Annotated in this window: 13 protein-coding genes; 1 reads left to right on the top strand and 12 read right to left on the bottom strand. The window is 71.3% G+C overall.

Translation table 11 applies throughout. The features are described from left to right. Window positions 1-17 precede the first annotated feature (17 nt). The 5 genes from topA to FM051_RS27080 all read right to left on the bottom strand — a co-directional run bounded on the left by topA (window position 18) and on the right by FM051_RS27080 (window position 7,244). Complete coding sequence (gene topA / locus FM051_RS27100; protein WP_158848147.1) at window positions 18-2,780, bottom strand: type I DNA topoisomerase; 2,763 nt, start codon at window positions 2,778-2,780, stop codon at window positions 18-20. 126 nt (window positions 2,781-2,906) lie between these two features. After that, complete coding sequence (locus FM051_RS27095) at window positions 2,907-3,488, bottom strand: hypothetical protein (protein ID WP_158848145.1); 582 nt, start codon at window positions 3,486-3,488, stop codon at window positions 2,907-2,909. Window positions 3,489-3,580: 92 nt separating this feature from the next. Then, window positions 3,581-4,204, bottom strand: coding sequence for a hypothetical protein (locus tag FM051_RS27090; RefSeq protein ID WP_158848143.1), 624 nt, complete (start codon window positions 4,202-4,204; stop codon window positions 3,581-3,583). 40 nt (window positions 4,205-4,244) lie between these two features. Further along, window positions 4,245-4,826, bottom strand: coding sequence for a hypothetical protein (locus FM051_RS27085; protein WP_158848141.1), 582 nt, complete (start codon window positions 4,824-4,826; stop codon window positions 4,245-4,247). 114 nt (window positions 4,827-4,940) lie between these two features. Then, on the bottom strand, window positions 4,941-7,244 hold the full coding sequence (locus FM051_RS27080; RefSeq protein WP_158848139.1) for a sodium-translocating pyrophosphatase: 2,304 nt from the start codon (window positions 7,242-7,244) through the stop codon (window positions 4,941-4,943). Between the two features lie 225 nt (window positions 7,245-7,469). Here FM051_RS27080 and FM051_RS27075 point away from each other — a divergent pair, with 225 nt between their 5' ends. Then, complete coding sequence (locus FM051_RS27075) at window positions 7,470-9,866, top strand: DEAD/DEAH box helicase (protein ID WP_158848138.1); 2,397 nt, start codon at window positions 7,470-7,472, stop codon at window positions 9,864-9,866. Here the strand turns inward: FM051_RS27075 and FM051_RS27070 are convergent. From FM051_RS27070 to FM051_RS27040, 7 genes are all read right to left on the bottom strand, one after another. Beyond that, window positions 9,836-10,453, bottom strand: coding sequence for a bifunctional DNA primase/polymerase (locus FM051_RS27070; protein ID WP_158848136.1), 618 nt, complete (start codon window positions 10,451-10,453; stop codon window positions 9,836-9,838). The two genes, FM051_RS27075 and FM051_RS27070, sit on opposite strands and share 31 nt — an antisense overlap. Before the next feature lie 269 nt (window positions 10,454-10,722). Then, window positions 10,723-11,055 (bottom strand): Rv3654c family TadE-like protein, encoded by a 333-nt coding sequence (locus tag FM051_RS27065; RefSeq protein ID WP_158848134.1) that lies wholly within the window; start codon window positions 11,053-11,055, stop codon window positions 10,723-10,725. Further along, complete coding sequence (locus FM051_RS27060) at window positions 11,048-11,407, bottom strand: TadE family type IV pilus minor pilin (protein ID WP_238412677.1); 360 nt, start codon at window positions 11,405-11,407, stop codon at window positions 11,048-11,050. The genes FM051_RS27065 and FM051_RS27060 overlap by 8 nt, the downstream gene beginning before the upstream one ends. Then, window positions 11,404-11,541 carry a DUF4244 domain-containing protein gene (locus FM051_RS27055; RefSeq protein ID WP_238412676.1) on the bottom strand — a complete coding sequence of 46 codons (138 nt, stop codon included), beginning with the start codon at window positions 11,539-11,541 and terminating at the stop codon, window positions 11,404-11,406. Before FM051_RS27055 ends, FM051_RS27060 begins: the two co-directional genes overlap by 4 nt. A gap of 66 nt (window positions 11,542-11,607) precedes the next feature. After that, window positions 11,608-12,162: a type II secretion system F family protein gene (locus FM051_RS27050; protein WP_158848130.1), complete on the bottom strand. Its 555-nt coding sequence runs from the start codon at window positions 12,160-12,162 to the stop codon at window positions 11,608-11,610. Beyond that, window positions 12,159-12,926 carry a type II secretion system F family protein gene (locus FM051_RS27045; protein ID WP_158848128.1) on the bottom strand — a complete coding sequence of 256 codons (768 nt, stop codon included), beginning with the start codon at window positions 12,924-12,926 and terminating at the stop codon, window positions 12,159-12,161. Before FM051_RS27045 ends, FM051_RS27050 begins: the two co-directional genes overlap by 4 nt. Continuing rightward, a complete protein-coding gene (locus FM051_RS27040) occupies window positions 12,923-14,053 on the bottom strand; it encodes a TadA family conjugal transfer-associated ATPase (RefSeq protein WP_158848126.1) in 1,131 nt (376 codons plus the stop codon). The genes FM051_RS27045 and FM051_RS27040 overlap by 4 nt, the downstream gene beginning before the upstream one ends. Window positions 14,054-14,241 lie beyond the last annotated feature (188 nt).

Raw genomic sequence — 14,241 nt, 5'->3', positions numbered from 1 at the left:
CGCCCCGCCTCCACCAGCTAGCTCTTGGACTTCGCCGGAGCCTTCTTGCGCGCGGGGGCCTTCCTCGCCGCCGGGGCCTTCTTCTTGGTCGTCGGCCCCTTGGCCCGCTTCTCGGCCAGCAACTCGGCCGCCCGCTCGTCGGACAGGCCCTCGACGCTGTCGGACTTGCGCAGCGACGCGTTGGTCTCGCCGTCGGTCACGTACGGGCCGAACCGGCCCTCCTTGACCACCATCGGCTTGCCGGACACCGGGTCCGCGCCCAGCTCCTTCAACGGCGGCGCGGCGGCCGCCCGGCCCCGCTTCTTCGGCTCGGCGTAGATCTTCAGCGCCTCGTCCAGAGTGACCGTGAACAGCTGGTCCTCGCTGGTCAACGACCGCGAGTCGGTGCCCTTCTTCAAGTACGGCCCGTAGCGGCCGTTCTGCGCGGTGATCTCCGCGCCGGTCTCCGGGTCCTTGCCGACCACGCGCGGCAGCGAGAGCAGCTTCAGCGCGTCGTCCAGCGTGACCGAGTCCAGCGACATCGACTTGAACAGCGAGCCGGTGCGCGGCTTCGGCGCCTTCTTGGTGCCCTCCGGCGCCTCCGGCAGCACCTCGGTCACGTACGGCCCGAACCGGCCCTCCTTGGCCACGATCTCGTGCCCGGTGACCGGGTCCGTGCCCAGCGAGCGGCCCTCCTGCGGGGTCGCGAACAGCTTCTCCGCGACCTCCCGGTTCAGCTCGTCCGGCGGCAGGTCGTCGGGCAGGTTCGCCCGCTGCGCGCTGACCTGGCCGTCCGGCCCCTCGACCTCGCGCTCCAGGTAGGGCCCGTACCGGCCGACCCGGACGTACACCGTGCGGCCCTCGATGTCGGGGAACAGCGGGATCGAGTTGACCTCGCGGGCGTCGATCGCCTCGACGCTGGAGCCGACCAGCTTCTTCAGCCCGCCGGACCGGCCGACCGAGGACTCCGGGCCGACGTTGCCGCCGAAGTAGAACCCGGACAGCCACGTGGTGCGCTCCTGGCGACCGGCGGCGATACCGTCCAGCTCGTCCTCCAGCGCGGCGGTGAAGTCGTAGTCCACCAGCCGGCCGAAGTGCTGCTCCAACAGCCCGACCACGGCGAACGCGACCCACGACGGGACCAGGGCGGAGCCCTTCTTCCACACGTAGCCGCGGTCCTGGACGGTGCTGATGATCGAGGCGTAGGTGGAGGGGCGGCCGATGCCCAGCTCCTCCATCGTCTTGATCAGGCTCGCCTCGGTGAACCTCGGGGGCGGCGACGTCGAGTGGCCGTCCGCGGACAGCTCGGCCGCCAGCAGCGACTGGTCCTTGACCAGCTGCGGGAGACGCGACTCGGCGTCGTCGGACTCGCCGCCCGCCTCCGAGTCGACCGTCTCCACGTAGGCCTTGAGGAAGCCGGCGAAGGTGATCGTGCGGCCCGATGCGGCGAAGGTGACCTGCTCGCCACCGGTCGTCGTGCCCGAGATGCGGACGCTGGTCGTGTTGCCGCGTGCGTCGGCCATCTGGGAGGCGATCGTGCGCTGCCAGATCAGCTCGTACAGCTTGAACTCGTCCGAGTCCAGCTCACGGGCCACCTGGCCGGGGGTGCGGAACACCTCGCCCGCCGGGCGGATGGCCTCGTGCGCCTCCTGCGCGTTCTTGACCTTGCGCGTGTACTGGCGGGGCGACTTGGACACGAACTGCGAGCCGTACAGCTCGGTGGCCTGCGCCCGTGCCGCCGCGATCGCGGTCTCCGACAGCGTCGTGCTGTCGGTGCGCATGTAGGTGATGTAGCCGTTCTCGTACAGCTTCTGCGCGGTGCGCATGGTGCGGTCCGCGGAGAAGCGCAGCTTGCGGCCCGCCTCCTGCTGGAGCGTGGAGGTCATGAACGGCGCGTACGGCTTGCGCGTGTACGGCTTCTCCTCGACCGAGGAGACCGTCATCGTGGCCTTGGCCAGGCCCGCGGCGATGGCCCTGGCCTGCGCCTCGTCCAGCACTCGGACGTCGGAACCGGCCTTGAGCCTGCCGTCGGAGCCGAAGTCGCGGCCCGAGGCGAGGCGGGTGCCGTCGACCGCGATCAGCCGGGCGCCGAACGTGCGCGGCGAGGCGTCCTTGCCCGCGTCCATGGTCGCCGAGACGTCCCAGTAGGACGCGGTGACGAACTTCATCCGTTCGCGTTCGCGCTCGACCACGATCCGGGTCGCCACGGACTGCACGCGGCCCGCCGAGAGCTTCGGCATGACCTTCTTCCACAGCACCGGGCTGACCTCGTAGCCGTAGAGGCGGTCGAGAATGCGGCGGGTCTCCTGGGCGTCGACCAGGTCCTGGTCCAGGTCGCGCGGGTTCGCCGCGGCGGCGAGGATCGCGGGCTCGGTGATCTCGTGGAACACCATCCGCCGGACCGGGACCTTCGGCTTCAGCGTGTCCAGCAGGTGCCAGGCGATGGCCTCGCCCTCGCGGTCGCCGTCTGTCGCCAGGTAGAGCTCGTCGACGTCCTTGAGCAGCTCTTTCAGCTCCGCGACGGTCGACTTCTTGTCCGGCGTGACGACGTACAGCGGCTCGAAGTCGTGGTCCACGTCGACGCCCAGCCGGGCCCACGACATGCCCTTGTACTTCGCGGGCACGTCGGCGGCACCCCGGGGGAGATCCCGGATGTGTCCCTTGGATGACTCCACGACGAAGTCGCTCCCGAGGTACGACGCGATCTTCCGCGCCTTCGCGGGCGACTCGACGATCACCAACCGCCGGTTGCCGCTCGCTGATCCCCCGTTTGTCTTCCTCGCCCGTGTCGATCCAGCCACGCCGTCCCGCTCTCTTCGAACCCTGTGTCCCGACCCGCCAGTGTGCACTGTCCTTCGTCACCGCTGGGCAGCCCTGGTCGGGACAGGGTGACACAACTGTGCCCGATCCTCCGCCAAGAGGACGCGCTACGCGGCCGGCCAGGTGCGCTCGGCGACGCCCCGCGGCGCACGTCCGACCAGCTCCGCGAGCCGTTCGAGCCGCCGTCGGCCGACGACACGCAGCGCCGGTCCCCCGGCCTTCTCCGTCAAGAGTGTCGAGGGGAGGCCCGACGTGGCCAACGCTTTTCGCAACGCCTCATGCGTGTCGGGCGACTCCGGGTCGAGGCCGAGGAAGTACCCGGACTCCACCCACCGGCCGGACGCCAGCGCCCAGAGCCGCAGCGCGCCGCCGTCGAGGGCGAAATCGGCGGGCACGACCTTGCGGCGACCGTCCAGCCACTGCGCGGCCAACCCGGTCAGATCGGTCCGGAAAGCGGTCGTGACCTGCACGGGACCGTCCTCGTCGAGATCGGTCCGGGCCTGCACGCCGCGCTCGGCCAACGCCGCCACGACGGCAGCGGCACGGGCCCGGGTGTCGACTCCCACCGAAACCCGGGCCGCACGTCCACGGGCGAAGCCCAGCGCCTGGCCGGGCCCGCACAGCAGGCCCGCCAGGTCACCGAGGCAAGGCTGTCTCGCCTCGGCCGAGAAGAAGGACAGTTGCCCCACGGACAGGCAGCGTAGAACACACGTTCGACCACGGCCAGTCTCCGAAGGGCTGAACCACGTACCCCAACGGCCTCACGTGCATCAGCACGGTGTCAGCTGCCGAGGCTCTTCAGCGTCTCGGCCATCTGCACGCACTGCGGGGCCTGCTTGAACGCCTCGCCGAGCTTCGGGTCCTCCTGGAGCTTCTTGATCTGCTCCTGGAGCTTGGACGGGTCGGCCTGGTCGCCGCCCAGCTGCTCCAGCTTGGTGGCGAACTGCGGGTCGGCCGGGTCCAGCTTCGCCAACTCGGTGTTGACCTCGGTCAACGTCTTGCCCGAGTCGGTGAAGAACTTGACCAGCTCGTCGTGCAGGACCTGGGTCTCCGCCGAGGGCGCGCCGAGGCCTTCCAGCTTCTCGCCCGCCTCGGACATCGACTCGCCCGCCTTGGCGCTGTAGTCGAGCAGCGCGGCCTTCTGCTTGGCCGGGTCCTCGGCGCCGCCCTCGAACATGATCTTCAGCAGGTCCAGCACACCCTGCACGGTGGGCCCGATGCCGTCGCAGAACGTGCCGGTCCACTCGACCGGGTCGGCGGTGGCCGCCGCGGTCGTGGTCGTGGTGGTCGCGGACGAGCCCGAGCCCGAGGACGACGACGATCCGCCACCGCCGCACGCCGCGGTGACCAGAACAACGGCGAACGCCGCCGCGAGAACGACGCGGTGCTTCACGCTGTGCTTCACCAAAGCCCCCCAAGGAGTCGAAAGACGAGGGGGAAACCTACTACGAGGTGGGTGGCACCGACTCCGACGGGCTCAACGTCGTCAGGTTCTGGCAGGAAGCAGCCTGCTCGGCCGCCGCCGACAGCTCCGGTGACGCCTCCAGCTGCTTGAGGGGCTCCACGAAGTCGTTCAACCGCGTGATGGCCTCACCGGCGGCCTGCAGCCCGCCCACCGGGTCGTTGGCGTCCGCCGCCTCGATGGCCGCCTTCGCGTCGGTGAAGTTCTTCGCGATGTCGGTGAACGTCACCGCCATCTTCTCCACCTGCTCGGTGCCGCCCGGCATCGGCGACGGCCCGACCTCGCGCAGCTTGGTGGCGGTCTGGCTGAACGCGTCCGCCATCTGGCCCATGTACACGGCCATGTCGGCCTTGAGCTTCGCCGGGTCGTTCGCGTCGAGCTTCGGCGGCGTCTTGGGCACCGCCGTGAACGCGGCCACCGCCGTGCAGACCTTGTCCATGTACGCCACCGCCGGCGCGTCGGACGGCGCCGACGGCGACGTGGGTGGCGCGGAGTCACCCCCGGACCCGCACCCGGCAACCGCCACGACCAGGGCGGCCGCGGCGACCAGCGGAAGAAGTCTCATGAGGGTGCTCCCAACAGTCCTAGGCATCACCGACAAGTGTGCCCCCACTCGGCCTATCCGGAGCAAGCGAAGGCGGGGTGCCACCGAGTGCGGCACCCCGCCTTCACACCGGGCTCACGCGGAGGTGGTCGCCTCCGCCGGGGTGTCCGCGATGGCCGTGCCGCGCCGCTTGGACACGACCACGGCCGCCACGATGATCGCCACCGCCACGATCGCGATCGTGTACCGGATACCGGCCGACGCGTCCGCGCCGACCGAGAAGCCGACGATGGCGGGCGCGATCAGCACCGAGACCAGGTTCATCACCTTGATCAGCGGGTTGATGGCCGGACCGGCGGTGTCCTTGAACGGGTCGCCGACGGTGTCGCCGATGACGGTCGCGGCGTGGGCGTCGGAGCCCTTGCCGCCGTGGTTGCCGTCCTCGACCAGCTTCTTCGCGTTGTCCCAGGCGCCACCGGAGTTGGCCAGGAACACCGCCATCAGGGTGCCGGTGGCGATCGCGCCGGCCAGGTACCCGGCCAGCGGGCCGACACCGAGGCCGAAGCCGACCGCGATCGGCGCCAGCACCGCGAGCAGACCGGGGGTGGCCAGCTCGCGCAGCGAGTCCTTCGTGCAGATGTCGACGACCTTGCCGTACTCCGGCTTGACCGAGCCGTCCATGATGCCCGGGTTCTCCCGGAACTGGCGGCGCACCTCGAACACGATCGCGCCCGCCGCACGGGTCACCGCGTTGACCGCGAGACCGGAGAACATGAACACCACGGCCGCGCCGATCAGGAGGCCGACCAGCACGTTCGGGCTGAACACCACGTTGGTGAACGACACCGGCACCTCGCCGAGGCCGACCTGGACGTCCCGCAGCGCCTGTTCGATGGCGTCCCGGTAGGAGCCGAACAGCGCGGTCGCGGCCAGCACGGCGGTGGCGATCGCGATGCCCTTGGTGATGGCCTTGGTGGTGTTGCCGACCGCGTCCAGCTCGGTGAGGATCTGCGCGCCCTCGCCGTCGACGTCGCCGGACATCTCGGCGATGCCCTGGGCGTTGTCGGAGACCGGGCCGAAGGTGTCCATGGCCACGATGACGCCGACCGTGGTCAGCAGGCCACAACCGGCCAGCGCGACCGCGAACAGCGACACGACCACCGAACCGGACAGCAGGAACGCGCCGTAGACCGCGCCGCCGATGACCAGCGCGGTGTAGACCGCCGACTCGAAGCCGACCGAGATACCGGACAGGATGACGGTCGCCGCGCCGGTGAGCGAGGTGCGGCCGACCTCCTTGACCGGCTTGTGCTCGGTGCCGGTGAAGTAGCCGGTCAGCCACAGGATGACGCCCGCCAGCACGATGCCGATGATCACCGCGATGGCCGCGATCAGGGCCGGGTTGCCGCTGGTGCGGGCGATGTCCTCGGACACGCCCTCCAGGCCCGCGAACGAGCTGGGCAGGAAGAGGAACGCCGCCACCGTGCACAGCACCGCCGAGATGACCGCCGAGATGTAGAACGAGCGGTTGATCGCGGTGAGGCCGTTCTCGCCGGTCCGGGCGCCGGTGATGTAGACGCCGATGACCGCGGTGAGCACGCCGATCGCCGGGACGATCAGCGGGAACAGCAGGCCCTTCGCGCCGAACGCGGCGGTGCCCAGGATGAGCGACGCCACCAGGGTGACGGCGTAGGACTCGAACAGGTCCGCGGCCATGCCGGCGCAGTCGCCGACGTTGTCGCCCACGTTGTCCGCGATGGTCGCCGCGTTGCGCGGGTCGTCCTCGGGGATGCCCTGCTCGACCTTGCCGACCAGGTCAGCGCCGACGTCGGCGGCCTTGGTGAAGATGCCGCCGCCGACCCGCATGAACATGGCGAGCAGCGCGGCGCCGAAGCCGAAGCCCTCCAGCACCCGCGGCGCCTGGCCCACGTAGACGAACACGACCAGCGCCGCGCCGAACAGGCCGAGGCCGACGGTGAACATGCCGACCACGCCACCGGTGCGGAACGCGATCCGCATGGCCTTCTCCCGGCCGGCGGGCTCCCTGGCCGCGGCGGCGACGCGCACGTTCGCGCGGGTCGACAGCCACATGCCGAGGTAGCCGATGGTGGCGGAGAAGCCGGCACCGACGAGGAAGAACAGCGACCTGCCGATGCGCTCCCCCAAGTCCTCGGCGGGGAGCATGAACAGCAGCACGAACACGATGACGACGAAGATGCCGAGCGTTCGGAACTGCCGGTTGAGGTAGGCCGCTGCGCCCTCTTGGACCGCCTTGGCGATGTCCTGCATCTTGGAGGTCCCCTGGCCCGCGGCCAGTACCTCCCGGAGCAGCACATAGCCCACGGCCAGGGCAGCCAGGGCGACCACGGCGACCACGGCGACGAGGCCGCGATCACCTCCGGAGAGCTCGAGGCCCTCCGCGAGGAATTGCCGGGACATCCGTCCTCCTGGTGAGTTTTCCTAACCCAACGTGGGTCACACCCCGCTAGTGTGAGGCGGGTCACTCACGCGACTGTCAGCCCCGACACAACGTGATGCATCCCTCATTGGATGCGATTCGGCGGAGTCTATTCATAGCGCGCAAGTCCACAACGGCGCGTCCCGATCCGTGCACACACCGTTATGCGCGCAGGCTGAGTCTTATCCCTCGTGAGGGGGTCCGTGATGTGCGAAGCTGCGCCCGTGGCGAACCAGGGACGTCGTTTGCTGGACCGGGTCCTCGCCGGTGTTCCGGCCGGTGAATCGCCGCTGACGCACACCGAAAACCTGCCGCCGCGTGCGGCGCAGCCCGTCCCGTGGCCGTCGTGGACGCCGTCCCCGGTGGTGTCGGCGCTGGTGGAACGGGGTGTGGCCGAACCGTGGCGGCACCAGGTCGAGGCGGCGGAGCTCGCGTGGTCAGGATCACACGTGGTGGTGGCGACGGGCACGGCGTCCGGCAAATCACTGGCGTACCAATTGCCGGTTCTGAGCGCGTTGACAGTTGATCCGAAGGCAACAGCTCTGTACCTCTCGCCGACGAAGGCGTTGGGTGCGGACCAGTTGAGATCGGTGACTTCGTTGGGCGTGCCGGACGTGCGCGCGGCGTCGTTCGACGGTGACACTCCGATGGCGGAACGCGATTGGGTGCGGGCGCACGCCAACTGGGTGTTCAGCAACCCCGACATGCTGCACCGGGGCGTGCTGCCCAACCACGCCCGGTGGATCCGGTTCCTGCGCCGGCTGTCGTACGTGGTGGTCGACGAATGTCACTCGTACCGGGGTGTTTTCGGTTCGCACGTGGCGTTGTTGTTGCGGCGGTTGCGGCGGGTCGCCCAGCGGTACGGCGCGGACCCGGTGTTCGTGCTGGCGTCGGCGACGGTGGCCGATCCGGGTGCGTCGGCTTCGGCGCTGCTCGGGGCGCCGTGCGCGGCGGTGACGGAGGACGGTTCGCCGCGCGCCGGGCGGACGGTGGCGATGTGGGAGCCGCCGCTGTTGGCGGAACTGGAAGGCGAGAACGGTGCGCCGGTGCGCCGGTCGGCGGGGGCCGAGACGGCGCGGATCCTGGCCGAGCTGGTGGTGGAGGGCGCGCGGTCGCTGGCGTTCGTGCGGTCGCGGGTGGGTGCGGAGCTGACCGCGTTGGGCGCGCGGCGGCTGCTGTCGGAGGTCGACCCGTCGTTGGCTTCGCGGGTGGCCGCTTATCGCGGCGGGTACCTGCCGGAGGAGCGGCGGGCGTTGGAGCGGGCGGTGTCGTCCGGCGAGCTGCTGGGTGTGGCGACGACGAACGCGTTGGAGCTGGGCGTCGACATCGTCGGGCTGGACGCCGTGGTGGTGGCCGGGTTCCCCGGCACGCTGGCGTCGTTCTGGCAGCAGGCCGGGCGCGCGGGGCGGACGGGCGACTCGGACGCGCTGGTGGTGTTCGTGGCGCGGGACGACCCGTTGGACACCTACCTGGTGCACAACCCGTCGGCGGTGCTGGACAAGCCGGTCGAGGCGACGGTGCTGGACCCGACGAACCCGTACGTGCTGGAGCCGCAGCTGGCGTGCGCGGCGGCCGAGCTGCCGTTGACGCCGGAGTCGCTGGCCTCGTTCGGCGGTGACGCGGCGCTGGCCGTGGTGGAGGACATGGCGGCGCGGCGGGTGCTGCGGCGGCGGCCGAACGGCTGGTACTGGACTTCGCACGACCGGCCGCACGCCGACGTGGACATCCGCGGGTCCGGTGGCGAGCAGGTCGTGGTGGTGGAGGCCGATTCGGGTCGGATGCTCGGCACGGTCGACCCCGGCGCGGCGTGCTGGCAGGTGCACTCGGGGGCGGTCTACCTGCACCAGGGCGAGTCGTACGTGGTGGACCACCTCGACCTGGACGGCGCTATCGCGTTGGTGCACGCGGAGCGGCCGGACTGGTCGACGACGGCCCGTGACACCAAGGACATCTCGGTGGTGCGGGTGCTGGAGGAGCGGGCGTTCGACGGGGTGACGGTGTGCCTGGGCGAGGTGGAGGTGACCTCGCAGGTCGTCGGGTACCTGCGGAAACTGCCGTCCGGCCAGGTGATCGACTCGGTGCCGTTGGACCTGCCCGCGCAGACGCTGGTGACGCGGGCGGTCTGGTACACCGTGTCGGCGGAACTGCTGGGCAGTGCGCCGGGGGGCGCCGGTCTGGCTCCGGCGCGCGTCCCCGGCGCACTGCACGCCGCCGAACACGCGGCGATCGGCCTGCTACCGCTCTTCGCGACCTGTGACCGATGGGACATCGGCGGCGTCTCGACCGCACTGCACCAGGACACCGGGGAGGCGACGGTGTTCGTGCACGACGGTCATCCCGGGGGAGCCGGGTTCGCCGACCGCGGGTTCAACGCGGTCGTCCCGTGGTTGGTCGCTACTAGGGAGGCCATCGCTGCTTGCGCATGTCCGGCCGGGTGCCCGTCCTGCGTGCAGTCGCCGAAGTGCGGGAACGGCAACGATCCGCTGGACAAGGCGGGCGGGGTGGCCGTGCTGGACGTCGTGCTCGGGGTGGTCGGGGAGAGACGCCACGACATCCGGCACGGCCACGTGGATCAGGACCGGTCGGCGGCGACCAGGCCGTAGGCGGGGGTGGGGTTGGCGGCCTGGAGCAGGGCGTCCCGGACCACGTTCGCGTGCGGCAGCTGCCACGCGCAGATCTGCGGCTTGACCCGCCAGTGCACGACGCCGACCTGGGCGGGGCTCGGCGGCAGCGGGACGTACTCGCCCTGGCCGTAGTGCTTGACGTCCCCGTCGGTGCTCGTGGCGCTCGGGATGGCCGTGCCGCCGGAGGCGACCAGGAACATCCAGCGGCCCTCCGGGGTCGCCACGATCGGGACGGGGATGCCGGTGGCGCGCAGTTCGACCGCGGCCCGGCGGCCGAGGTCGGCGCTCACCTCGATGGCGTCCACGCCGTGACCGGTGGCCAGCAGGATGCTGTAGGAGTGGCCCGCCCACCAGGTGGCGACCTGCTCCGCCTCGGTGCCGATGCGCTCCTGCCAGTCGCGGTGCACCGGAACCGGGCCGTCGTCCTCGACCCCGTTGCGCCCGGCCCACTGCTCACCCGCCGGATAGGTGCCCGGCAGCACAGGCCACCCGTGCCACGCGAGGTTGACCGCCTCTGCGCGCAGCTCGATGCGGAAGGCCCCGCGCCAGCTATCCGACCACTCCATTTTTCGTTCGCCTCCATGCGTTGCGATCCACGACACCGTGTCGGGCGTTGTTCGACACCGTGTCGGTGCCACCACTTGAACTAACGACATGACCGGGGGTTTTGGTAACCGCCAGTCGACAACTGGTCGATGTGGCACGGCGAACGCGGTGGGTGCGGGCGGCCGGCAGAACGGTGTGGAGGCGGTTCACCCACCGCGAAGCCGCGAATCTGCGGTCATGTGAGTCCGCTCACCGCCAGTGGACGACCGTTCGTCGCGGCAGGTAGGGGTCATCGTTCAGTCGGACCTGCACGCGCACGTGCGCTGGGCGCGCCGAACACCGAGGCCGGACCGGACACCCGCACGATGACCTCCCACCCGTGCACGTCGCAAGCCGCCAACCGGGCGTCCATCCGTTCGACGACCCACTTGGCCCGTTCGCAGGCGTGGGCGGCTCCGGACACCAGCCTCCCGGCCGCCGCCAACGCGCCGAGATCGGCCGCCGCGCTCAACCGATGCCTGGTCACGACGGCCTCCCCCACCTGCACGCCGACCACGACCAGCGCGAACCACACCCCGGCGACGGCCACCGCGACGACCGAGGCCGCCCCGCGGTCATCCATCCGCCACCCCCGGCTCCAGCACGGCGTAGGCACGTGCCTTCAACTCCACGCCCAGGCGCGAGGCGCTGACCTCCACCCACGCCGTGTCCCCCTCTCTGTGGACCGCCCACCGAGCCCCTTCGGGCGCGATCGCTTCGACCACGCCGTCAGCCCGCGCGTCGTCGCCACGCGCGACCAACCGGGCCGCCTCCCGTGCCGCGTCGGTGCACCGGAGCTGCCCCACCACCGCCATGACCGCGGTGACGCCGAGCGCCAGGACGACGACCAACCCGCACACCGCCAGCGCCGCCTCGACCGTCACCGCGCCCCGGTCGTCCCCGAACACCTTCGCCGGGGCGCAGTCGCGCTTCACGCGTCCACCGTGAAAGCTCGTTGCAGCAGGCCTTGGAGGAGGTTCAGCGTCCAATCCCCGGTCACGATCGAGTACAGGAGCACGGCGAGTCCCGCCGCCGCGATCGTCCCGATCGCATATTCCACAGTGGACATCCCACTGTCGTCCAACACCTTTTCCCCGCTTCGAGGCATCTGCCTTCTCCCGTCTACTGTGGACTTTCACCAGTTCTCGCTGACGCTGCCGACGAGACCGATCACCACGGGCAGCACACCCAGGCACAGGAACGCCGGCAGGAAGCACAGGGCCAGCGGTCCCGCCACGAGGACGGCGGCTCGTTGCGCGCGGGCCTCGGCTTGGTCGGACACGGTCGCCCGCGCCTCCGCGGCCAGGTCCGCCGCGGCACCGGCCAGGGCCGCGCCGGAACGTGCGGTGCGGCGTGCGGCTCTCGCCAGCGGTGCGGTGTCCGGGTGGTCGAGGGCTTTGGCCCACGCGTTCACCGGGTCCGCGCCCAGCGTCAGCAGGTCGACCACCTCGCGGAGGCGTTCGGCCGGGCCCGGTGGGACGCCCGCCAGCACGGCGTGGACCGCTCTGGCCACCGGCAGCCCTGCCCGGAGGGCGGCGGCCAGCAGGTCCCAGGTCGCCGCTCGGGCGAACGGGTCCGGTGGCCTCGGCTTGGGCCTGGGCTGCCGCCGGGGTTTCGATTTCAGCCTCGACGCGGCCCTCGGTGGTGGTGGGAACGCGAGGAGCGCCAAGGCGAGCAGCAGCAGGGTCATGCGATCACCTGCCTGGTCAGGCGACCGCTCCAGCGCAGCCCGGCGCAGATCAGGACCACTCCGACGACCAGCAGCACCTGTCCCGGCGCGGTGCCGGTCAGGACGGCCAGCGGACCGGCGCCGCCCAGTTCGCCGAGCACCACGCCGAAGAGCGGTAGGCCGGCCAGGACGGCGGCGCCGGCTCGTGGACCGGCCATGCGGGCGTGGACCTGTCTGGCGAACGCGGTGCGCCGGTCGAGGTCTCGCCGGACCGCGTCCAGCACCTCGGCCAACGGCACGCCGTGCACCGCCGACAGCCGCCACGCCCGCGCCAGGTGGTGGGCGTCCGGGAAGTCGGTGAGCGCCGCTTCCACATCCCCGCCACGTGCCGACGTCGCCGCGATCGCCCGCAGGACGTCCGTCGCCGGTGGTTCCGCGTCCTCGGCGGCACCGATGGCGGCCTTGGCCGGGTGGGCGCCAGAACGCAGTTCGGCGACGAACGCCTTCAGCCCGTCTGCGAGAGCCGCAGACGCCTTCAGGTGGTCGCGTTGCCGTGCGCTCTCCCGGTACGTGCGCCAGACGGTCGAGGCCAGCAACGCGCCCGCGATCGCCCCGCCCACGCCGATCGGGATGCCCAATGCGGTGCCCGCCAGGACGGCAAGCGGCTGGTTGGGTTTCGGCGGCTTCCACCGGGGTTTCGGTCCGCGCTGAAGCCCGGCCAGGCGTCGGCGCGCCGCCGAGTGCGGCAAGACCAGCAGTGCGGCGGCCAGCAGCAGGAGGCTCACAGCGCCCCCACCAGGGACTCCAGCTCTGCGGCGGCTTCCTGCCGGCCATCGTCACGCCGCCAGGCCGGCCGGACGACCAGCTCGCCGGACCGGCGTTCCAGCACACCGATCTCGGCCAGGTACCGGGTGCCGTCGCGAGCACGGCGCATGTGCAGCACCACCTTCACCGCCGCGGCGAGCTGACTGTGCAACGCGTGCCGGTCAAGCCCGCCGAGCGCCGCCAAGGCCTCCAGCCGTGCCGGGACTTCCGCCGGCGAGTTGGCGTGCAACGTGCCCGCGCCACCGTCGTGCCCGGTGTTGAGGGAGGACAGCAGCTCGCACACTTCCGCTCCCCGAACCTCCCCGACCACGATCCGATCCGGCCTCATCCGCAACGCCTGCCGGACCAGGTCGCGCATCGTCACCTCGCCCGCGCCCTCGACGTTCGGACCGCGTGCCAACAGCCGAACGACCTGCGGGTGGTCGGGCTCCAACTCCCCCGCGTCTTCCACGCACACCACCCGTTCGTGGTGCGGCACGCAGCCCAGCAGCGCGGCGAGGAGCGTCGTCTTACCCGACCCCGTGCCGCCGACGACCAGGAACGCCTGGCGGCTCATCACGATCGCCCGGAGCAGGTCGCCCGTCGGTTCGTCGAACGTGCCGCACGCCTGCAGCGTCGCCAGGTCGTGCACAGCCGGGCGGAGGACCCGCAACGACAGGCAGGTGAGCGGCGCGATCGGCGGCAACACCGCGTGCAACCGCACCGAGCCCGGCAACCACCCGTCGACGTAGGGCGCCGCATCGTCCAGCCGCCGACCGGCCGCCACCGCGAGCCGTTGGGCGAGTCGGCGCACAGCGGCTTCGTCCGGGAAGGTGACGTCCGTCCGGCGCAGCCCGGTGACACCGTCGACCCACACCTGATCGGGCCCGGTGACGAGGACATCGGTCGTGTCCGGGTCGCGCAGGAGCGGTTCGAGCGGCCCAGCGCCGACGAACTCCTGGCGCAGCACCGTGAGCGCCCGCTGGACGTCCTCGTCGCCCAGCACCCCACCGGCCTCCCCCCGCACCGCCGCCGCGACAGCGGCGGAAGTGAGGTCGCTGCGCCCATTGGCCAGCCGCTGCCGAACGCGCTCAACCAGATCGTTCACAACCCACCTCCCCGCCACGCACCGCCAAGACCTCCCGCGCCGCCTCGACCAACGCCCGCCGCCCAACGCCCGCCTGCCGCTCCGAAGAGACCGAAGAAGCCACCGGATGAGGCAAGGACAGCTCGGCAAGCACGAGCGCCGACAGCAGCACCGGACGACAAGTCCGGAACACCGGAGCCGGCCGAAAC

It is taken from the genome of Saccharothrix deserti, assembly GCF_009769385.1.
Classification (GTDB): domain Bacteria; phylum Actinomycetota; class Actinomycetes; order Mycobacteriales; family Pseudonocardiaceae; genus Actinosynnema; species Actinosynnema deserti.
The sequence above is the reverse complement of the archived record's forward strand: the minus strand, read 5'-3'. Positions and strand labels throughout refer to the sequence as shown.

Bases quoted from the DNA above. Each gene is read 5' to 3' on its own strand.
- FM051_RS27085 (WP_158848141.1), bottom strand. From the start codon at position 4,826: ATGAGACTTCTTCCGCTGGTCGCCGCGGCCGCCCTGGTCGTGGCGGTT.
- FM051_RS27080 (WP_158848139.1), bottom strand. From the start codon at position 7,244: ATGTCCCGGCAATTCCTCGCGGAGGGCCTCGAGCTCTCCGGAGGTGAT.
- FM051_RS27075 (WP_158848138.1), top strand. From the start codon at position 7,470: ATGTGCGAAGCTGCGCCCGTGGCGAACCAGGGACGTCGTTTGCTGGAC.
- FM051_RS27070 (WP_158848136.1), bottom strand. From the start codon at position 10,453: ATGGAGTGGTCGGATAGCTGGCGCGGGGCCTTCCGCATCGAGCTGCGC.
- FM051_RS27065 (WP_158848134.1), bottom strand. From the start codon at position 11,055: ATGGATGACCGCGGGGCGGCCTCGGTCGTCGCGGTGGCCGTCGCCGGG.
- FM051_RS27055 (WP_238412676.1), bottom strand. From the start codon at position 11,541: ATGTCCACTGTGGAATATGCGATCGGGACGATCGCGGCGGCGGGACTC.
- FM051_RS27050 (WP_158848130.1), bottom strand. From the start codon at position 12,162: ATGACCCTGCTGCTGCTCGCCTTGGCGCTCCTCGCGTTCCCACCACCA.